The 19,812-nt window shown below is 61.0% G+C and carries 20 protein-coding genes, 3 tRNA genes and 1 pseudogene; 13 read left to right on the top strand and 11 right to left on the bottom strand.

All coding sequences use genetic code 11. From position 1 onward, the window contains the following. Positions 1-4: 4 nt before the first annotated feature. Positions 5-562, bottom strand: a complete 558-nt coding sequence (locus J2Y41_RS15925; protein ID WP_309929878.1) for a single-stranded DNA-binding protein — start codon at positions 560-562, stop codon at positions 5-7. A gap of 220 nt (positions 563-782) precedes the next feature. On the opposite strand from J2Y41_RS15925, the gene J2Y41_RS15920 reads away from it, so the two are divergent. Continuing rightward, positions 783-855, top strand: a tRNA-Arg gene (locus tag J2Y41_RS15920). Between the two features lie 44 nt (positions 856-899). Here J2Y41_RS15920 and J2Y41_RS15915 read toward each other — a convergent pair. Beyond that, on the bottom strand, positions 900-1,352 hold the full coding sequence (locus J2Y41_RS15915) for an SRPBCC domain-containing protein (RefSeq protein WP_309929877.1): 453 nt from the start codon (positions 1,350-1,352) through the stop codon (positions 900-902). A gap of 97 nt (positions 1,353-1,449) precedes the next feature. Between J2Y41_RS15915 and J2Y41_RS15910 the strand changes: the two genes are divergently transcribed. Together J2Y41_RS15910 and ettA are read left to right on the top strand one after the other, a co-directional pair. Further along, the gene (locus J2Y41_RS15910) at positions 1,450-1,947 is read left to right on the top strand and encodes a DUF6993 domain-containing protein (protein WP_309929876.1); all 498 of its coding nucleotides are present in this window, start codon (positions 1,450-1,452) and stop codon (positions 1,945-1,947) included. Between the two features lie 79 nt (positions 1,948-2,026). Next, positions 2,027-3,709 carry an energy-dependent translational throttle protein EttA gene (gene ettA / locus J2Y41_RS15905; protein WP_224164549.1) on the top strand — a complete coding sequence of 561 codons (1,683 nt, stop codon included), beginning with the start codon at positions 2,027-2,029 and terminating at the stop codon, positions 3,707-3,709. Positions 3,710-3,785: 76 nt separating this feature from the next. Here the strand turns inward: ettA and J2Y41_RS15900 are convergent, their stop codons facing one another. The 4 genes and pseudogenes from J2Y41_RS15900 to J2Y41_RS15890 form a co-directional block, all read right to left on the bottom strand. Further along, positions 3,786-4,592: an IS3 family transposase gene (locus J2Y41_RS15900; protein ID WP_309929873.1), complete on the bottom strand. Its 807-nt coding sequence runs from the start codon at positions 4,590-4,592 to the stop codon at positions 3,786-3,788. A 44-nt stretch (positions 4,593-4,636) separates the two neighbouring features. Then, positions 4,637-4,912, bottom strand: coding sequence for a helix-turn-helix domain-containing protein (locus tag J2Y41_RS15895; protein WP_309929871.1), 276 nt, complete (start codon positions 4,910-4,912; stop codon positions 4,637-4,639). Between the two features lie 129 nt (positions 4,913-5,041). Next, a pseudogene (locus J2Y41_RS23135) lies at positions 5,042-5,125 on the bottom strand (hypothetical protein); the annotation flags it as partial. Positions 5,126-5,204: 79 nt separating this feature from the next. Then, positions 5,205-6,110, bottom strand: a complete 906-nt coding sequence (locus tag J2Y41_RS15890) for an acyl-CoA thioesterase II (protein WP_309929869.1) — start codon at positions 6,108-6,110, stop codon at positions 5,205-5,207. Positions 6,111-6,173: 63 nt separating this feature from the next. On the opposite strand from J2Y41_RS15890, the gene J2Y41_RS15885 reads away from it, so the two are divergent. Then, positions 6,174-6,845 (top strand): hypothetical protein, encoded by a 672-nt coding sequence (locus J2Y41_RS15885; protein WP_224090715.1) that lies wholly within the window; start codon positions 6,174-6,176, stop codon positions 6,843-6,845. 12 nt (positions 6,846-6,857) lie between these two features. On the opposite strand, the gene J2Y41_RS15880 is transcribed toward J2Y41_RS15885, so the two are convergent. Together J2Y41_RS15880 and J2Y41_RS15875 are read right to left on the bottom strand one after the other, a co-directional pair. Next, positions 6,858-7,271 carry a globin gene (locus J2Y41_RS15880; protein WP_309929927.1) on the bottom strand — a complete coding sequence of 138 codons (414 nt, stop codon included), beginning with the start codon at positions 7,269-7,271 and terminating at the stop codon, positions 6,858-6,860. Between the two features lie 34 nt (positions 7,272-7,305). After that, positions 7,306-7,968, bottom strand: coding sequence for a mechanosensitive ion channel domain-containing protein (locus J2Y41_RS15875; protein ID WP_309929868.1), 663 nt, complete (start codon positions 7,966-7,968; stop codon positions 7,306-7,308). Between the two features lie 87 nt (positions 7,969-8,055). Here J2Y41_RS15875 and J2Y41_RS15870 point away from each other — a divergent pair, with 87 nt between their 5' ends. Beyond that, positions 8,056-9,087 (top strand): NAD-dependent epimerase/dehydratase family protein, encoded by a 1,032-nt coding sequence (locus J2Y41_RS15870; protein ID WP_309929867.1) that lies wholly within the window; start codon positions 8,056-8,058, stop codon positions 9,085-9,087. A gap of 14 nt (positions 9,088-9,101) precedes the next feature. On the opposite strand, the gene J2Y41_RS15865 is transcribed toward J2Y41_RS15870, so the two are convergent. Then, entirely contained in the window at positions 9,102-9,581 is a 480-nt protein-coding gene (locus tag J2Y41_RS15865; RefSeq protein ID WP_224090711.1) for an OsmC family protein, read from the bottom strand. Positions 9,582-9,635: 54 nt separating this feature from the next. Beyond that, entirely contained in the window at positions 9,636-12,215 is a 2,580-nt protein-coding gene (gene pepN / locus J2Y41_RS15860; RefSeq protein ID WP_309929865.1) for an aminopeptidase N, read from the bottom strand. A 132-nt stretch (positions 12,216-12,347) separates the two neighbouring features. On the opposite strand from pepN, the gene J2Y41_RS15855 reads away from it, so the two are divergent. The 3 genes from J2Y41_RS15855 to J2Y41_RS15845 all read left to right on the top strand — a co-directional run bounded on the left by J2Y41_RS15855 (position 12,348) and on the right by J2Y41_RS15845 (position 14,818). Then, on the top strand, positions 12,348-13,358 hold the full coding sequence (locus tag J2Y41_RS15855; protein WP_309929864.1) for a hypothetical protein: 1,011 nt from the start codon (positions 12,348-12,350) through the stop codon (positions 13,356-13,358). 72 nt (positions 13,359-13,430) lie between these two features. Continuing rightward, positions 13,431-13,913, top strand: a complete 483-nt coding sequence (locus tag J2Y41_RS15850; RefSeq protein ID WP_224164542.1) for a ribose-5-phosphate isomerase — start codon at positions 13,431-13,433, stop codon at positions 13,911-13,913. After that, positions 13,913-14,818, top strand: coding sequence for a DNA-formamidopyrimidine glycosylase family protein (locus J2Y41_RS15845; protein WP_309929862.1), 906 nt, complete (start codon positions 13,913-13,915; stop codon positions 14,816-14,818). Before J2Y41_RS15850 ends, J2Y41_RS15845 begins: the two co-directional genes overlap by 1 nt. 98 nt (positions 14,819-14,916) lie before the next feature. Here the strand turns inward: J2Y41_RS15845 and J2Y41_RS15840 are convergent. Then, positions 14,917-14,990: transfer RNA gene (locus tag J2Y41_RS15840), tRNA-Gly, on the bottom strand. 150 nt (positions 14,991-15,140) lie between these two features. On the opposite strand from J2Y41_RS15840, the gene J2Y41_RS15835 reads away from it, so the two are divergent. The 5 genes from J2Y41_RS15835 (at position 15,141) to clpX (ending at position 19,716) form a co-directional block, all read left to right on the top strand. After that, positions 15,141-15,215, top strand: a tRNA-Pro gene (locus tag J2Y41_RS15835). A 70-nt stretch (positions 15,216-15,285) separates the two neighbouring features. Next, a complete protein-coding gene (tig, locus tag J2Y41_RS15830; protein ID WP_224090703.1) occupies positions 15,286-16,668 on the top strand; it encodes a trigger factor in 1,383 nt (460 codons plus the stop codon). A gap of 254 nt (positions 16,669-16,922) precedes the next feature. Further along, positions 16,923-17,546, top strand: a complete 624-nt coding sequence (locus J2Y41_RS15825) for an ATP-dependent Clp protease proteolytic subunit (protein WP_275964122.1) — start codon at positions 16,923-16,925, stop codon at positions 17,544-17,546. Positions 17,547-17,584: 38 nt separating this feature from the next. Further along, positions 17,585-18,244: an ATP-dependent Clp protease proteolytic subunit gene (locus tag J2Y41_RS15820; RefSeq protein ID WP_216925476.1), complete on the top strand. Its 660-nt coding sequence runs from the start codon at positions 17,585-17,587 to the stop codon at positions 18,242-18,244. Positions 18,245-18,426: 182 nt separating this feature from the next. Further along, positions 18,427-19,716 carry an ATP-dependent Clp protease ATP-binding subunit ClpX gene (gene clpX, locus J2Y41_RS15815; RefSeq protein WP_223933150.1) on the top strand — a complete coding sequence of 430 codons (1,290 nt, stop codon included), beginning with the start codon at positions 18,427-18,429 and terminating at the stop codon, positions 19,714-19,716. Positions 19,717-19,812 lie beyond the last annotated feature (96 nt).

Here is a 19,812-nt window from a genome sequence, read left to right as displayed (position 1 = left end):
GAGTTCAAGCCCCGGCACCCAGCAACTCACCTGTAGTGGTGTTTACCACCAGCGGACCGGCACCGTCAGGATCATCGACGTCGACGGTTTCCGTCTCGTCCTCCGGGGGCGCTTGTTCGTTGTCGCCGGCCTCCCACTCAATCCCCGGATCTCCAGGCTTCCCGGCTGCCTCGCCGGACGGGTTTGAGTCAGCGGAAGCCGACGTCCCGTTCATCCGGGTGAAGTTCGCAGAACCCCACATGAGATCGTGCCCGACCGATTCTGCGTCGATTTCTGCCACGTGGTAGATCCTGCCCTCGTGTTCCCACTGCCTCAGGCGTAGCTTTCCGATGACGATGACGCGTTGCCCCTTCTTCACGCTGCAGCCGACGTGCCCGGCCAAGTAGCGAAAGGATTGCACCGTGTACCAGTTGGTGTTGCCGTCCACCCATGTATTGCTGGTGCGGTCGTAGCGCCGTTCAGTTGTCCCAAGGCGAAATGAAGCAGTGGACGTTCCGCGTGTAGTGGTGGAGCTCTTGACTTCCGAGGCTACAAAGCCGCGAAGAGTAATGGTGTCGTTCATGGTGGTCCTTCTCGATATAGGAAAGTGCCCGTCCGGCCCTCTTAGCCTCATCCATGCAAACCAGGTAGGGGAGTACGGTCTTGGCCTATGTGAATAAGTCCGGCTCGTAAGGTTGTTGTGGAGGAAAAGTGTCGGTGGGCGTGGGCTGGCAGGCCGCGGTCCGAATGCACTGTAAACTCTTTGTGGCGCCAGCGGCTTAGGCTTGTATTGGCGCTTGTGCGCCCCAGTAGCTCAGGGGATAGAGCAGCGGCCTTCTAATCCGCCGGTCGGGGGTTCGATTCCCTCCTGGGGCACAAGAAATCCCCCGGAACCTGCAGGGTTCCGGGGGATTGATTCTTTAACTGCGTGGCTCGTTGGGCTGTGACTCGAGAAATTCCTTGAGATTCTGAAGAACCATGCGCCACGTCGCTGCGGAATGCTCCACTTCTTCTTCGCTCTTGTTGTTGCCTTGCGTAATGGTTACGGATGTTCCTTCGTCCGCATCGGCCAGGCGATATTCGACCGTGTGGTAGTTTTCGGGGGAATCGGGAAGTCCCGATGAAGGACTGTAGTGCGTGGTTTTCAGGAGCTGCAAGGGTTCGAAAGCCAGGATGGTGCCCTTGTCCTCGTATGCCTTGCCGTTGTACTCGCCGGAGTAGGTGATGGGATCCTCTACCCGCCAGGTCGTTTCGACATTGGTTCCGAGGAAGTATTCCTTGATGAGGCCAGGATCCGTCAGGGCCTCCCATACCTGCTCGCGCGGGGCCGCTACGGTGATCGACGCCTCGGCGTTGGGGATATTTGCTTCCATGGGCTTCTCCTTCCCGCGGCCGCCGATTCCAGCGCGCCACCACCTGGCCCACGCTACGCCCGCGGGACGTCCATGGGAATGGCAGAATGGCTATGTGATGAGCAGGGGAACCAGGGTGGAGCAGCCGGGCCGTGGAAGCAACTTTCAGCTGAACGGTAAGGCTGTCGGGACCTTTCTGGTCATTATTGCTGCGCTGGCACTGTCAGCATGTACCGCGCCGTCGCCCGAAAGGCCCATGGCCGGCATCACCTCTTCGAGTCCTGCCGCGCAACAGCCCGGCAGCGGAACGAGTATGGACCCTGCTGTAGTGGCCACGAGCACGACTGTGGAGGCAACGCTGAAAAAGATCGTGGCCGCCAGCCCCAAGCCGGATACGGAATCCGTTCGGGTAGCCTTGGTTTCGGCAGGCATTCCCAAAGCCAACGTGGAAGTGTCCGTAAGCCGGACGCCCACAGGTCTTGATGTCGATGCGCTGGAAGCTGCCGCGCTGGCAGGCGATAGTTGTGTCATGGGCCAGATCCGGGACGGAGGCGTCGTGATGAGCGTGCTGCCAGTACTTGCCACGGGGAAATGCTTCGTGGGCAGCGTTCGCTAGCAGCACTGCCTGGAGCTGAGGGCAGTGTTCGACAACACCGAATGTGAGATCTGTCCGCCTACCCACTAGATTTAAGGGCATGGCGGAATTCATTTACACGATGACCAAGGCTCGCAAGGCCGTTGGCGACAAACTTATTTTGGACGATGTCAGCATGTCGTTCTACCCTGGCGCAAAGATTGGCGTCGTGGGCCCGAATGGTGCTGGCAAGTCCACTATTCTGAAGATCATGGCCGGGCTGGACACCCCTTCAAACGGCGAGGCCCGCCTGAGCCCCGGTTACACCGTGGGCATCCTCTTGCAGGAACCGCCGCTGAATGAGGAAAAGACCGTCCTTGGCAACGTCCAGGAAGGCGTTGGCGAGATCTACGGCAAGATCCAGCGTTTCAACGAGATCTCCGAAGAGATGGCGAACCCGGATGCGGACTACGACACTCTCCTGGATGAGATGGGAAAGCTGCAGGAAGCCATTGACGCTGCCGATGCCTGGGATATCGATTCCCAGCTCGAACAGGCCATGGACGCATTGCGCTGCCCGCCCGCTGATTCCGATGTCACAGTCCTCTCTGGTGGTGAACGCCGCCGCGTAGCGCTGTGCAAGCTTCTCCTCCAAAAGCCGGACCTCCTGCTCCTTGACGAGCCCACCAACCACTTGGACGCCGAGAGCGTCCTTTGGCTCGAGCAGCACCTCTCCCAGTACCCCGGTGCGGTCCTTGCCGTGACCCACGACCGCTACTTCCTGGACCACGTGGCTGAGTGGATCGCAGAAGTCGACCGCGGCCACCTCTACCCGTACGAGGGTAACTACTCCACCTACCTGGAGAAGAAGAAGGCCCGCCTTGAGGTCCAGGGCAAGAAGGACGCAAAGCTGTCCAAGCGCCTCACCGAAGAACTTGAATGGGTGCGCTCCAATGCCAAGGGCCGCCAGACCAAGTCCAAGGCCCGTTTGGCCCGCTATGAAGAAATGGCTGCGGAGGCCGAGCGCACCCGCAAGTTGGACTTCGAAGAGATCCAGATTCCGCCGGGTCCGCGCCTGGGCTCGGTAGTGATCGAGGCCAAGAACCTGAAGAAGGGGTTCGACGACCGCGTCCTGATCGAAGACCTCTCCTTCTCGTTGCCCCGCAACGGCATCGTTGGCGTTATTGGACCCAACGGTGTGGGTAAGTCCACCTTGTTCAAGACCATCGTCGGCATGGAGCCCCTGGATGACGGTGAGCTCAAGATCGGCGAGTCCGTAAAGATCTCCTACGTGGACCAGTCCCGTGGCGGCATCGATCCCAATAAGTCTCTCTGGGAAGTTGTTTCCGAAGGCCATGACTACATCCAGGTCGGCCAGGTGGAAATGCCTTCGCGTGCCTACGTTTCGGCCTTCGGCTTCAAGGGCCCGGACCAGCAAAAGAAGGCTGGCGTCCTCTCCGGTGGTGAGCGTAACCGTCTTAACCTTGCGTTGACGCTTAAGCAGGGTGGCAACCTTTTGCTCCTTGACGAGCCCACCAACGACCTCGACGTCGAAACCCTGAGCAGCCTGGAAAATGCCCTGCTCGAGTTCCCGGGCTGTGCCGTGGTGGTCTCCCACGACCGTTGGTTCCTGGACAGGGTAGCAACCCACATCCTCGCCTATGAAGGTGACGACGAGAACCCGTCCAAGTGGTACTGGTTCGAAGGTAACTTCGACTCCTATGAGGAGAACAAGGTGGAGCGCCTCGGCGCTGATGCGGCCAAGCCGCACCGTGTGACGCACCGCCGTCTGACCCGCGACTAACGGGTCGTCACAGGCACAAAATGAGGCCGGTCCCAACTGAACTGCTCCCCGAAAGTTGGACTGGCCAAATAAGATCCTAAGCCGCGAGGGCCTGGGCACGGTATTGCACCGGGCTCAGGCCCTCGAGCTTTGTGGAGATCCGTTCGGTGTTGTACCAGCGGATGTACTCGTGCAGTGCCGCTGCCAGTGCCTCGGTGCTGAGGAACCGGACACGGTGGAAGAGTTCTTCTTTGAGGTGGCCGAAGAAGTTTTCCATCACGGCATTGTCGTAGCAGTTGGCCTTGCGTGACATTGATTGGACCGCTCCGGCACCGCTGAGGAGAGTCCGCCAGGAGCGATGCTGGTACTGGAATCCCTGGTCGGAATGCACCAGCGGTTTCTCACCGTCCTTGAGGGTCGTCAACGCCTTACTCAGCGACGTGTTGGTGAGATCCAGGTTCGGCGAGATGCCGAGGGTGTACGAGATGATCTGCCGGTCGAAGAGGTCCATGACCGGTGAGAGGTAGAGTTTGCGGTCGTTGACGCTGAATTCGGTCACGTCCGTCACCCACTTCTGGTTCGGGGCGGTGGCTTCGAAATCCCGGTTGAGCACGTTCGGAGCGACGGTGCCTTGTTCGCCGCGGTAGGAGTTGTAGCGCTTCTTCCGCCGGACCTTGCAGACCAGCCCGAGTGTCCGCATTAGCTTCAGCACGGTCTTCTTCGCGGTCCTCCAGCCTTGCTTGACCAGCTCGATGTGGACGCGTCGGTGCCCGTACCTGCCATGGTTCTTCTTAAAGATCTCCGTGACCGCGCGTTTGAGAGCCTCTTGCGGGTCGGGGGCCTGGAGCCGGGCCTGGTGATAGAAGAACGTCGAGCGGGCAATGCCCGCGATGTCCAGGAGCAATTCCAGGCGATGTTCGGCCTTGAGGGCGATGACGGCGCGGACCGTTACCGCCGATCCTCGTCCCTCAAGGCCTGAACTTTTCCCAGGAACGCCACCTCTGCCCGCAAGCGCTCGTTCTCACGGCGCAACCTTTGCAGTTCCGACTCAGGCTGCGACGGCGCCTCGAAAGGCGACTTCGGGCGGCCCTTGGGCTTCGGACGCAGTCCGTCCTCGCCTTCATTCCGATACAGGCTGGCCCATTTCTTGATCAAAAGCGGGGACGATAGCTGGAACTCCTGCGCCAAGGCCACTTGGGTCTCTCCAGCCAGAAACCGCTGCACGACAGCAAGTTTGAACTCAAACGAAAACTGCCGCTTGGTTGGCTTGGCCACTAGCGTTGTACCTCCGCGAACTCTCCACCGGTCATACAGCCGGCATATGGCACGCTTGCTCAACCCGAGCTTTGTGGCAGCGGACTTCGCGCCCCAACCGGTCTCAAACAACGCTACCGCAGCCGCGCGCTGCTCCTCAGACAACGAACTGCTCTTTAACATGAAACTGCTCCCCGTAAGTCAGAACTGAATTCTCAGTCCAACTTTCGGGGAGCAGTTCAAACAGGGACCGGCCTCATTGCTATGGAATCCTGACCATGCCCTCCTGTGCCACGGTCGCAACGTGCAGGCCTTCGCGGTTGAATATCCGCCCGGTAGCCAAGCCGCGGGCCCCTTGCGCGCTGGGGGACTCCTGAACGTACAGCATCCACTCGTCCACCCGGACCGGCCGGTGCCACCACATGGCGTGGTCGAGGCTGGCGACGCTCATACCCGGCGTCATCCAGGCTAGGCCGTGTTTGCGGAGGACGGGTTCCAACAGGGTGTAGTCGCTGGCGTACGCCAAGGCGGCCAGGTGTAGTTTGGGGTCGTCGGGCAAGGGGCCCATCGTCTTCATCCAGACGGCATTGGTGGCCACGTGCTCGCTTGGCGGTGACACGTAAAGTGCGGGGTCGATGTGACGGACGTCGAACGGCCGCTCCGAGGACATATGCCGTGCCAACGGGTGGTCGAATTGAGCCAGCAACTCAGCCGTACTGGGCAGCGACTCGGGGTCCGGCATGCCTTCGGGCATTGTCGCTTGATGATCCAGGCCTTCATCTTCAACCTGGAACGAGGCAATCATGGAAAGGATCGGCACACCGTCCTGATAAGCATGAACGCGCCGTGCCGAGAAGGACCGACCGTCACGCAGCCGTTCCACACCGAACGTGATGGGCTTATTGGCGTCGCCGGGCCGCAGGAAATAGCCGTGCATGGAGTGCGCCACCCGGTCAGGTTCCACGGTTCGCATGCCAGCCATCATGGATTGGGCCAGGACCTGGCCGCCGAAGACACGATGCCGGGGCTGTTTTTGGGAAGGTCCAAGGAAAATGTCCTCATTGGTCCGGGCTCCGTCGAAGTCACCAAGGTCCAACAGGCCAATGAGGACTTCCGTCGGATCTTCTGCGGGTGCCTCAACCTTGAGGCCGGCGTTCGTGTCTGTCATGGTTCGACTCTAGACGGCGCCCGGACCCCTCTCAACCGCGGACATGCCGGTAGAGTCGATGCTGTGACAGACCTCTTGACCCAGTCCTTCCGCTTTGCCGATCCCCGCGACCTCGTTGACCTGCGGACCTACGTCACGCGTGCCAAGAGCATCGATGACGGCGCCATCCGCCTGCAGGCCGCAGGCCAGGTATTGGCCGCGTACGTGTGTGTGCTCAGGCCACGCATCCTGGGTGAATCAACTCCCACAATCCTTGGGTTACGGACAATGGCGCTTGCAGAACCTGCCCAGGCCGATGTCACTGTGACGCTCGCCTCCGTCATGGACCGTCTTGCCCGCTCGGGTGCCGACGACGTCGAGTTGCCCATTCCGCCGTCGACGGTTTCGGAGTCATGGGCCGGCGTCGGCGCGCCCAGGAGCGGTTGGGCAGTCCTGGGGACGGTGCTCGACGCCGATCTGAAGTCAGCCGCGGAAGCCGGCATTGCCGAGGTGGCTGGCGTTGTGCCCACTGCCGCTGGCGCTGCCGTTGTGAATACGGCCCGGGCCGCCGTGTGGGGAAGGGAACTCCCCGGACTCAGTGACCTGCCTGCGGGTGCAGCCTTTGCTGCCTTCGCCTTGGGATTCCTGGGCGGGGGCGAGCAGCAGTTGTTCCGCAACGGACGCTGGTTCCGCTTAAGTGGTCCTCGTGGCCATGTCCTGGTTCGCACGGGCGCAGGCTTGGGTCCCGGGTTCTAGGCCCAGCCGACCTCAGACGGCCGAGGGGCTGTTCACCATGGTCAGGGCAGCGCGTTCCATGTAGTCCCAAAGGGTTCCCTCGTGAAGAGGCGACAACCCCAGCGAGTCCACTGCTGTCCGCATATGGAAGAGCCAGCGGTCCTTCGCTTCGGGCGTGACGCGGAACGGCATGTGGCGCATCCGCAGGCGTGGATGGCCGCGCTCCTCGCTGTAAGTAGTGGGACCGCCCCAATACTGCTCCAGGAACATGAGGAAACGCCGTTTGGCCGGTTCCAAGTCCTCTTCGGGGTACATGGGCCGCAGGAGCGGATCCTGCGCAACGCCGTCGTAGAAGACGTCGATCAGCTTCACGAAAGTATCGTGCCCGCCCACGGCCGAATAAAAGCTGTCCGTGTAGGCAGGCTGGCTGAAGGGATCGTTCTGCATCAGCTGGCGTCGCTGACCAGCCTGGGGGTTCGTTTCACTCACTGGCCTTCTCCTCAGCCTTCTTGGCAGCATCATTGTCGTCGGTTTCCGGCGACTCCAGCGGAACGTAGTCTCCCTGCGAGCGGTTGCCCACGCGCAGGATTTCGCCGTTTCGCAAATACCAGATGGCTCCGTCCTCAGCGCGGACCCGCGTAATGCGCAGGCCCACTGATTCAACGGTACCAATCACTTCGCTGGTAACGATCACATCGCCTATTCCATACTGGTCTTCGATGGTGATGAAGATCCCGGCGAGGAAGTCACGGATCAGCTGCTGTGCACCGAAGCCGATGGCGACACCCAGTATTCCCACGCTTGTCAGCAGGGGCGCGACGTCCACGTTCATGAACTTGAGGACGTAGATGATCACGATCACCACAACCACGACGCTCACAAGGCTTGTCAGCAAAGTGCCGATGGTTTCGGCGCGCTGTGACCGGCGTTCGTGATCCAGTGCGCGGATTGCCGGTTGCACCCATTTGAAGTGGGGCTTCTTGAAGAAGGAGCTGCCGGCGGATACCCGCCGTGTGATGCGCAGGATGATGAACCGCGCCACGATCCACACCAGCAGGCCCACGCCTAAAGTGATGAGGATCGACACGAAGTCTATTTTCTCCGGTTCAATGGTGATGGTTTCCGCCAAGGGGATGGAGGTCAAGGTGGAATAACTCCTTGTCGTCGGCCCGTGTTCGCCGGGCGCGGAACACTCTGTCCACTTCCAACCCTATCGCCGTAGCGTGACGGTATGCGCATCCTGGTCCTTGGCGGGACCGCCTTCCTGTCATCTGAAATCGCAAAGCAGGCGCTGGCCTTGGGGCACGACGTCACGTGTCTTGCCCGTGGCACCCAGGCGAACCCGCCCGACGGCGTGGCCTGGGTCCGTGGCGACCGCGCCTTGGGTAGTGCAGCCTATGGGGACGTGAACAGCCGCTGGGATGCGGTTGTCGAGGTTTCCAGGGATCCTGTTCAAGCGCTGGATGCCCTTGAAGCGTTGGAACCGCATGCGGGCCATTGGACCTTCGTGTCCAGTTGCTCGGTGTATGCGGACCATTCGGTTCCTGGCGCTGACGAGAACGCGACGCTTCTTCAACCGTTGCCTGAAGGACAATCAGGCACTCCGGAAACCTATGGTGAATCGAAGTCTGCGATCGAGCACATGACGCTCGCTTTGGTTGGGCACAAAGCCCACATTGTGCGGGCCGGGTTGATCGGAGGGCCAGGGGACGGCTCCGACCGCTACGGTTATTGGCCTGCGCGCTTTGCAGCCAATACCGAGCCGGTTCTCGTGCCGGACATTCCCGATGACGCCACCCAGATCATCGACGTCCGTGACCTCGCCGGTTGGATCATCCAAGGGGCAGGGATGGGCCTGACGGGCACTTGCAACGCGTTGGGTGATGTAGTTCCGTTCAGTGAGTACATTTCGGAATCCAGCCGCGCGGCGCTGGGCCAGGAGAGTCAGCCCGGCACGGAGCCGAGGCTGCCATCGAGCGAAACTGTCCAGGCCGACGAAGACTGGCTGGTCGGGCAAGGCGTCGAGTACTGGTCCGGGCCGGACTCACTTCCTCTCTGGTTGCCAGCGGACCACGACGGTTTCCAATCGCGAAGCAATAAAGCAGCGAAGGCGCTCGGGATGACGTTGCGCCCGTGGCAGGAGACCCTCCGGGACGCTCTGGACTATGAGCGAAGCCTGGGCCTGGAAAGGGAGCGCAAGGCAGGCTTAAGCCGTGAAACCGAACGCAGGCTGGTAGGACTCCTGCGGGAACAACAGAGCTAAGGGGGCTTACAGCGTCAGGCCGCTGCCGCCGTCGTGATTGGCTCGTGCAACACCGGGAAGTTGACGCTGCGGGCTATGAAACAGACCTGATTGGCTTCGTGGTGAAGTTGCGCCATCAAGGCCGAATGAGCCGGATCCGCGATAGTGACGTGCGGCTTCAGAGTCACGCTCTCGAATTGGCCGCTGCCGTCACGATTTAGCTTCATGGTGCCCTCGGCGTTGTCCTCGTAGCCGGTAACAACAACCCCATGTTTTACCGCCACGTGCAGGAAGGAGAGCATGTGGCATTGCGACAGGGCAGCAAGCAGGAGTTGCTCGGGGTTGTAGCGCGTGCGGTCGCCGTGGAACGTTGGATCTGCGGAACCTTTGAGGATGGGCAGCCCGGGAATTTCTATGTCATGATCCCGCGAGTACCCTCTGTAGCTTTCTGTACCCGCGCCCAGATTTCCAGTCCAGCGGACGGTCAATGCATAGTGGTGTTCGTTGAGGCCCATGCGGACAGTTTAGCCATCTGCCAAACAGCGCCGGCACAGGCCCCAACGGACTGCTTAGGCGTCCAGGTCCACGTCCACGTCCGCTGCCCGGGCATGGAGCGCCCGCGCCACGGCGTCCCGGTTTTCCAGCATCATGCGGCGCAGGGCGGCACTCTCCTCTGGAAGAGCTGCAAGGAATTCGTCCGTCCGGTCCACCGTGGCCTGGGTTGTTAGCTGCGCCGGGTACAGGCCCACGACAATCTGCTGGGCCAACGCGTGCGTGCGTTCTTTGACAATCCCGGGGACTGCTTCAAAATATTTCTCAGCGTAAGGCTCCAGCAGGGTGGTGTCCGGCACCCGCATGAAGCCGGCCACCGCGGAGGCTTGTAGGGCGTTGGAGAGTTCGCCCTTGACCACGATGGAATCCCACGCTGCAGCTTTGGCCTCCGCCGTGGGAATAGCGGCCTTGGCCTGTGCCGCTGCATTTTGGCCGGTGGAGGTGTTGTCGCGGGCGAGTTCGTGGTCGATGCGCTCCTGGCCCTGCCTGCCGCCGGCCACCAAAGCGGTTAGCAGTTCCCAGCGCATGTCCTGGTCAACGGTGAGGCCCTCAAGAGTGTCGGTCCCGTCCAGCAGTGCCTGGATGCGGTCCAGCTGATCTGCGCTGCGTGCAAGTTGCGCATAGGACTTCACGAACTGCAACTGCGCATCCGAGCCGGCTTCCACCGCGGACGCGAGCTCCCACAGCTTATCGGCGGCAGCAATTGTTGCCTCCAGTTTGTGCCCGGCCGCCACATAGTAGGTCAGCGTCGTGGCAAGCTGCCGCAGCTGAACGAGGATCACAGAGGAGTCTGTTTCCTCTGCGATGTTCGCCAGTATCAGTTCGACGTAGCCGCGCGCAGGAGTTTCTCCGTCCCGTGCCGCATCCCATGCGGAGCCCCAGACCAGTGTGCGGGGCAAGCTGGCGGCAAAATCCTTGAGATGCGCTTTCGCTGTGGCCAGCGAGTGGGCGTCCAGTCGTACTTTGGCGTAGGCGAGATCATCATCATTGAGCAGGATGAGGTCCGGGCGTGTGAGGCCTGCCAAGGCGGGGACTTCGGTCCGGGGACCCTCGACGTCGAGCTCCTCGCGGTGCGTGCGCTCCAGCTTGCCCTCTTCGGTGAGGTTGTAGAAGCCCACCGCGAGGCGATGGGGACGAAGCGTTGGTTGTTCGTCGATCGCGGACTGCAGGATGTTGAACGCGGTGATGGTGCCGTCCTGCTCCACGTCCACCTCGGGAGCCAGGGTGTTCACGCCGGCGGTTTCGAGCCAGAGCTTGCCCCATACGTCCAGGTCACGGCCGCTTGCGGCTTCAAGTTCCACCATGAGGTCAGCCAGTTCGGTGTTCTTCCAAGCGTGCTTGGCAAAATAGGTGCGCACCCCTGACATGAACTGTTCCGGTCCAACCCAGGCAACCAACTGCCGCAGCACGGAGGCGCCCTTGGCATAGGTGATGCCGTCGAAATTGACCTCTACGTCTTCCAGGTTGTTGATTTCCGCGAAGATCGGGTGCGTGGTGGGCAGTTGATCCTGGCGGTATGCCCACGATTTCTCCACGGAGGCGAAGGTCGTCCAAGCCCTGTCGAAGGCCGTGTTTTCCACAGCGGCCAGGTGGGACATGTACTCGGCGAAGGACTCGTTGAGCCAGAGGTCGTTCCACCAGCGCATGGTCACCAGGTCCCCGAACCACATGTGCGCGAGTTCGTGCAGAACCGTGATGGCCCGGCGCTCGATCTGTGCGCCGGCGACCTTGCCGCGGAAGATGTAGCCTTCCAGGATTGTCACCGCGCCGGCGTTTTCCATTGCACCGGCATTGAATTCGGGGACGAACAGCTGATCGTACTTTTCAAACGGGTACGGGCAGCCAAACTGTGCCTCGAAGAATTCAAAGCCCTGGCGGGTCAGTTCGAAGATGTTGTCCGCATCCAGGTACTGCATCAAGGATTTGCGCGCGAAGACGCCCAGCGGTATGACCCTGCCGTCCGAACTTGCCACCTCGGAACGGATGGACTGGTACGGTCCGGCTATCAGGGCGGTGACATACGAGGACAGACGCGGAGTGGGAGCGAATTCCCACACGGACCTGGCTCCACCGTCCTGGCCTGCATCAGTTTCAACCGGTACCGGGGTGGGGGAGTTGGAGACGACGTCCCAGTGTGAGGGAGCAGTGACGCGGAACGTGAAGCTGGCCTTCAGGTCCGGCTGCTCGAAGACAGCGAACATCCGCCGGGAATCCGGAACCTCGAACTGGGTGTAGAGGTAGACCTCCCCATCCACCGGATCCACGAAACGATGGAGGCCCTCACCTGTGTTCATGTAGCGCGCATCGGCGACGACTATGAGTTCATTCTCGTCTGCAAGGTTTGGAAGTTGGATGCGGACGCCATCGGATACCTCGGCGGGATCCAGTTCGGTGCCGTTCAGGGTAACGCTGTAAACGCTCTCGGTCACGGCGTCGATAAACGTCGAGGCTCCAGCCTTTGCCGAGAACTTCACCACGGTGGTGGATCCGAACACCGTGGCGCCCTTGGTCAGATCCAGGGTGACGTTGTAGGACTCGACATTGAGTATTTCAGCGCGCTGCGCGGCTTCGTCGCGCGTCAGGTTAAGGCCTGGCAAGTGGTGCCTCCAGAGGTTGGGGTGTCCGGCCGGGGCAGGTCCGGTCGATGGTGTGAAGCCATTCTTTCACTCCAAGCGCCGATGGCAAGGAGGTGCCCCCACAGTGTCGCCGGCACGGAGTAGCGTTGGAGCATGGGAACGTTCAGGGAGTCTCTTGATATCCGCGCACTCAGGTTTGCACTCGCCTTTCCGTTGCTGCTGGCCATAGGCTTCGTTGTGTGCGCACAGATGGTGCGAAACGATCTTCCCGATCCGGTAGCAGTGATGTGGAACGCCGACGGCGGCAGTGCCTTTGCTCCTTTCGGCGCCTATGTAACCGGCGGCGCAGCCCTGATCACCTTTTTCGGTTGGGTCGCGTTCCTCCAGGCCGTGCCGCTGTCCCGGCCGGTGGTCATGCGCAGGGTCATGATGGGCCTTGGCCTCATGGTGAGCCTCTTCGTGACAACAGTGCTGGCTGCCGGATTGGTAGGGCAATCGGGGCTGGGGGACGCCCGCGCTTCCCACGTTGATCCGATCGTCCTGGCCATGGGCAGTGGAGCGGCGGTGTCGTTGGGAGTCGTTCTCATGTTCGCATTCAAACCCGATCCCCGGTGGACGCGGGAGGACGACGAAGCCCTTGAAGCCGCACGCCTGTACGTCACAGACCCGGACCTCGCGCGGGATACGCTGCGCATGTGGGTCCATGCCCGCAGTTCAGTTTTCATCATGATCATCGTGTCCACGCTGTTTCCAGCCGCGCTGATCGCGATAGCCGTCCCATGGCTCGGAGCCTTGTTGGCCGCGGCGGCGCTGGTTGGTGCCGGCTTCCTCTTCGCCCGCGTCCGGGCGGACAGGGGAGGGCTGCAGGTCTTCGCAGGTGGCATCGTGCCGGTCCTGACCGTTCCCGCCGTCGACATCGCGGCAGCAGCTCCGGCTGAAGTGAAAGCGGCAGACTTTGGCGGATGGGGTTGGCGGCATCATGACGATGCAACGGCGATGCTGGTCAGCAGCGGACCGGCCGTCGTCGTAAGGAAACTTAATGGAGGCAGGGTTGCGCTCAGTGCAGGGACTCCGGCAACAGCGGACGAACTCGCCGGCATCCTGAACCGGGCTGCCCAGCGGGCCCACCACGGCGGGCAGCCCCAGCAACCCGGGGCGCGGTAACCTAGGTAGCGCATCCCACACCGCCGCGCCCGGCAAGTGCCGTACCGGCGCGCCAGAAAGAATGGACTTCCTGTGACTACACCCCGCGTCCACATCGCCACCGACCACGCCGGCATGGAACTCAGCGCCCACCTGGTCAGCCACCTCACCGCGAAGGGTTATGAGGTTGTGGACCACGGACCCAGGGAATATGACGCTCTGGATGACTACCCGTCCTTCTGCATCAACGCAGGAGTTGCAGTGGTGGCTGACCAGCAAGCAGGCGTGCATGCGCTGGGCATCGTCCTGGGTGGTTCGGGCAATGGTGAACAAATTGCCGCCAACAAGGTCAAGGGTGTGCGTGCCGCGCTGGCCTGGAACCTCTCTACGGCCAAGCTCGCCCGCGAGCACAACGACGCCAACGTAGTGGCCGTGGGTGGCCGCCAGCATACGGTGGAAGAAGCAACCGAACTCATTGAGGCCTTCCTCCAGGAACCTTTCAGCAATGACGAGCGCCACATCCGCCGTATCGGCAAGATTGCGGCTTACGAGACCACCGGCGAGATCGTCGAGTAGTGCCTGAGGGACACTCCGTCCATAGGCTGGCCCGCCAATTCCAGGACGTGTTTGGCGGCCGGCGTTTGGAGGTTTCGAGTCCGCAGGGCCGATTCACGGCCGGTGCGGAGCTTCTGAGCGGACATGTGATGGTTGAATCTGTTGCGCACGGAAAGCAGCTGTTCCTGAGGTTCGACCACGATCTTTTCCTCCACGTTCACCTTGGTCTTTATGGTGCCTGGAGCTTTGGCGGCGATAGTTCCTTCTCGGGAGCCTCCAGCATTGGCGCGCCCCGCCGGATCGGTGAGCGCGAGACTGCCTCATCCGGTACTGATGGGGAGTCCGGTGCCGGGGTGGACTACGCAGGGCCTCCCGCCCCGGTGGGTGCCGTCCGCGCCCGCCTGGTGTCGGACAACGGCTGGGCCGATCTTCGTGGAGCCACCACTTGCGACGCTGTTACGTCCCATGAAGCAGAAGCTGTACTGGGCCGCCTGGGCCCCGATCCGCTGCGTAACCGGCCGGGGGACCGGGACGAGTTCATCCGCCGGTTGCGACGCCGCAAGACGGCTGTGGCCTTGCTGTTGATGGATCAATCGGTGCTGGCGGGGGTCGGAAATATTTACCGCGCCGAGGTCCTCTTTCGTCAGGCGGTGGATCCATGGACTCCTGGGAACATGATTGATGCTGCGACGGCCGGCAAGTTGTGGGATGACGCCGTCCTTGCCATGTCCGACGGCGTACGCGACGGCCGGATTGTCACCACGCCGCCGGCGCTATGGAGTGGTAACGGCACCTCAGCGCCCGACGCCGATGCCCACTTTGTCTATAAGCGCGAAGGGCAGCCCTGCCGCGCTTGCGGGACGCTGGTAGGCATGGCCGAAATCGGCGCCCGCAAACTGTATTGGTGCCCTGGCTGCCAGTTGTAACAGCGCCTGCCAGTTGTAACAGCGCTGGCCTGTTGTAACAACGATTGCGGGTTCGTAACAACAAAAAAGCCCCAATCCGAAGATTGGGGCTTTCTTACTGGAGGGGACGACGGGAATCGAACCCGCGTAATCAGTTTGGAAGACTGAGGCTTTACCATTAAGCTACGTCCCCGGGTGGGTCTCCTGCTGGATCCTTGTATGGATCTCATGCTCAGGACATCTTCCCGGTGGCTGTTGAAGCCGGGTACAACTAAACCTAATTCCGGCGGCGGTGTCAAATGTGCATTCCGGGCCCGCTTGCCCGTAGACTGTCCTGTGCATTCGGGGTGTAGCTCAGCTTGGCTAGAGCGCCTGCTTTGGGAGCAGGAAGTCGCAGGTTCAAATCCTGTCACCCCGACTCTGTGTTTCGTGTCCGCCTCAGGGATGCGGCAGAACCCCATACCCACAAATTCAGGAGTACTTAGACTGTGAAGAGCGCTGTCGAGAACCTCACCCCCACGCGGGTCAAGCTCAACGTTGAGGTTCCCTTTGAGGAACTGAAGCCGAGCATCGATGCCGCTTACAAGACTGTTGCTTCGCAGATCCAGGTCCCCGGATTCCGCAAGGGCAAGGTTCCTTCCAAGCTGATCGACCAGCGCGTTGGCCGTGGCTATGTCCTGGAAACCGCCATCAACGATGGCCTCAACGGCTGGTACCAGGCTGCTGTCCAGGAAACGGGTGTTCGTCCCCTGAGCCGTCCTGAAGTTGAGATCACCGAGGTTCCGGACCCGTCCGCAACCGATGGCGAGCTTAAGTTCCAGGTGGAGATTGATGTTCGGCCCGAGATCGAGCTGCCGGACTATGCAGGCATCAAGGTTGAGGTTGCTGCGGCTGAATCCTCCGCTGAAGACGTCGACAAGGCCTTGGATGAACTGCGTGGCCGCTTCGGCACGCTGAAGTCCGTGGAGCGTCCCGCCCGGAACGAGGACTTCCTCACGATCGACATCACCGCCACGATCGATGGCGAAGAAATCGACTCGGCGTCCGGCTTGTCCTACCAGGTTGGTGCAGGCACCATGCTTGAGGGCCTGGACGAGGCCGTGACCGGTCTGTCCGCAGACGAAGAAGCAATCTTCGACACCACGCTCGTTGGCGGCGACCACGCCGGCGAGGCAGCCCAGGTGAAGGTTGTTGTCAAGGCCGTCAAGGAGCGCGAGCTTCCTGAAGCCAACGACGACTTCGCACAGCTGGCTTCGGAATTCGACACCCTTGCTGAGCTCCGCGAGGACCTCGCCAAGCAGGCTGCCGATTCCAAGGTTGTCGGACAGGGCGTTGAGGCCCGCGACAAGGTCCTGGACAAGCTCGTAGAGCTCGTCGAGGTCCCCGTTCCGGCTTCGGTTGTCGAAGAGCAGATTGAGGCTCACTTCAACCCGGAGAACGCCCACGGCGAAGGTGACCACGACACCGAGGAGCACCGCGCCGAGGTCAAGGCAAACACTGAGCGCGCCTTCCAGAACGAGGTCATCCTTGACGCCATTGCGGACAAGGAAGAAGTTGACGTCAGCCAGAACGAGCTGATCGACTACATCGTCAGCACCGCAAGCCAGTACGGTATGGATCCCAACCAGTTCGCCCAGATCATCGATCAGAGCGGCCAGGTCCCCATGATGGTTTCCGAAGTACGCCGCCGCAAGGCACTGGCCGTTGTGCTGGGCCAGGCCGAGGTCGTTGACTCCGAAGGCAACAAGGTTGACCTGAGCGATTTTGTCCGCCCTGCGGGCGAAGTTGCTGCTGATGAGGCAGCAACCGCCGAAGCCGGCGAGGAAGCGGATGTTGTCGCCAGCGATGACCCCGCAGCCGTGAAGTTCTAGTCAATAGCGCATCAACCGACCCCGGATCAGTGATCCGGGGTCGGTTTGTTTTAAGCCCTGAACGGACAAGCCCGCATACAATCAGCGTGCTGGATCTGCGGGCCCGCTCCAATCGTGCGCCGTCAGCGAACAGCGCGATTCCGGCGAACAAATCGTCCCTGAAAACGGTTAGTGTCCAAGTAGTGAAGTTCAGTGAGGTCACTGGCACCAGCGAGAGGTAAGTACTTATGTCACAGCAATCAGAGGCTCCCCGGATGGCAACTGTCGATCCCGCAGCCCAGGACAACTACATCTACAACCGCCTGCTGAAAGAGCGCATCATCTGGCTTGGCTCTGAAGTCCGTGACGAGAACGCCAACGCCATCTGCTCCCAGCTGCTCCTCCTCTCGGCTGAAGACCCCGAGAAGGACATCTACCTTTACATCAACTCACCCGGTGGCTCGGTGACCGCCGGCATGGCCATCTACGACACCATGCAGTTCATCCCCAACGATGTTGTCACTGTTGCCACCGGCCTGGCTGCCTCCATGGGGCAGTTCCTGCTCTCCTCCGGAACCAAGGGGAAGCGTTACGCCACCCCCAACGCCCGTATTCTCATGCACCAGCCGTCCGGTGGTATCGGCGGCACTGCTTCGGATATCAAAATCCAGGCTGAGCTCATCCTGCACATGAAGAAGGTCATGGCGGAACTCACCGCAGAACAGACCGGCCAGACTGTGGAGACCATCCTCAAGGACAACGACCGCGACAAGTGGTTCACGGCCACGGAGGCTCTGGAGTACGGCTTCTTCGACAAGATCTCGGCTCACGCAGGCTCGGTAGCTGGTGGCGGTGGAACGGCCAACCAGTCGAACTCCGAGCCAGGCTCCGAAAACTAACCGGCACCAAAGAACCACTGAAACCCAGGAGTAATGACATGAACTACAACTTCGGATGGTCTGCCGGTAATCTCCCAACCAGCCGCTACGTCCTGCCCCAGTTCGAAGAGCGCACACCGTACGGCTTCAAGCGCCAGGATCCGTACACCAAGCTGTTCGAGGACCGCATCATCTTCCTCGGCGTCCAGGTTGACGACGCTTCTGCCGATGACATCATGGCCCAGCTGCTGGTTCTTGAGTCCACGGATCCGGACCGCGACATCACGTTGTACATCAACTCGCCAGGTGGATCGTTCACGGCCATGACGGCGATCTATGACACCATGCAGTACATTCGTCCGGAGATCCAGACGGTATGCCTGGGCCAGGCAGCCAGCGCCGCTGCTGTCCTGCTTGCAGCGGGAACACCCGGCAAGCGGCTGGCACTGCCGAACGCACGCGTGCTGATCCACCAGCCGGCGTTGTCCGGCGGCCAGGGCGGCCAGGCATCCGACCTCGAGATCCAGGCTGCTGAAGTCATGCGCATGCGTACATGGCTTGAAGACACGCTGGCACACCACTCGGGCCGTACTTCCGAGCAGGTCAACAATGACATCGAGCGCGACAAGATCCTGACCGCGGCCGAGGCCATGAGCTACGGTCTGATCGACCAGGTCCTGGACTCCCGCAAGATCAAGCCCCAGGCAATCGCCAGGTAGCATACGGAAAACGACGCCGGTGCGGTTCGCGAAATATGGACCGCACCGGCGTTCTGTTTCCACCCAAGCAGCCCATTGTGACCTAGAGTGGATGTTGTCACGGTGGTGCCAACCCCGGCCAGGCTGCACACTTGAGTACGGCACGGAGCCGCATCACCCGCATGTAACGAAGGGATTCCCACATGGCTCGGATTGGCGAGAGCACGGACCTGCTGAAGTGTTCTTTCTGCGGAAAGAGCCAGAAGCAGGTACGGAAGCTGATTGCCGGGCCCGGTGTGTACATCTGCGATGAGTGCATCGAGCTTTGCAACGAGATCATCGAAGAAGAACTTGCGGAAGTTTCGGACCTTGGCAGTTTTGAACTCCCCAAGCCCCGGGAGATCTTCGATTTCCTGCAGGAATACGTCATCGGCCAGGAGCCTGCCAAACGGTCGTTGGCAGTTGCCGTCTACAACCACTACAAGCGGATCCAGGCTGGTCATGCTCCCAAGGCCGGGAGCCTTGGTGAGGGTCCGCATCACGAGGATGTGGAGATCGCCAAATCCAACATCCTGCTGATCGGTCCAACTGGCTGTGGCAAGACGTATCTGGCGCAAACGCTCGCCCGCAGGCTCAATGTCCCGTTCGCTGTGGCCGATGCAACCGCACTCACGGAGGCTGGCTATGTGGGCGAGGATGTCGAAAACATACTGCTCAAGCTCATCCAGGCCGCTGATTACGACGTCAAGAAAGCCGAACAAGGCATCATTTACATTGACGAGATCGACAAAATCTCCCGCAAGAGCGAGAACCCCTCGATCACCCGGGACGTGTCGGGCGAGGGAGTCCAGCAGGCCCTGCTGAAGATCCTCGAAGGCACAGTAGCCTCCGTCCCGCCGCAGGGTGGACGTAAGCATCCGCACCAGGAATTCATCCAGATCGACACCACCAACGTGCTCTTCATCGTGGCAGGTGCATTTGCCGGCCTTGAGGACATCATTGGTTCGCGGTCAGGGCGCAAGGGCATCGGCTTTGGAGCGCCACTGAACGAAGTCCGGGACAACGTTGACACTTACGGTGAAGTCATGCCGGAAGACCTGCTGAAGTTCGGACTCATTCCGGAGTTCATTGGCCGCCTGCCAGTGATCACCACCGTCTCGAATCTGGACCGTCCTGCGTTGATCCAGATCCTTTCCACGCCCAAGAATGCCCTGGTGAAGCAATACCAGAAGATGTTCCAGCTGGATGGTGTAGACCTGCAATTCGACGACGACGCTTTGGATGCCATCGCTGACCAGGCTCTTGAGCGTGGAACCGGCGCCCGTGGCCTGAGGGCCATCATGGAAGAAGTCTTGCTGCCCGTCATGTTTGATCTGCCAAGCAGGGATGACATCGCAACTGTCGTCATCACCGCTGATGTGGTGGACAACAAGGCCCAGCCCACCATGATTGGCCACGACGTCGTAGCGAAGCGCCGGAATAAGTCGGCCTAGCCACCCGTTGGCCTAGTAAGCGGCGGTTTCATGCATTCCGCGTCGCTTGATGCCCGCTTTTTACTCTTCCAAGGAGTTTCCCTGTGCCTGAAATGA

Source organism: Arthrobacter sp. 1088 (assembly GCF_031455315.1).
In the GTDB taxonomy this organism is placed as follows: domain Bacteria; phylum Actinomycetota; class Actinomycetes; order Actinomycetales; family Micrococcaceae; genus Arthrobacter.
The sequence above is the reverse complement of the archived record's forward strand: the minus strand, read 5'-3'. Positions and strand labels throughout refer to the sequence as shown.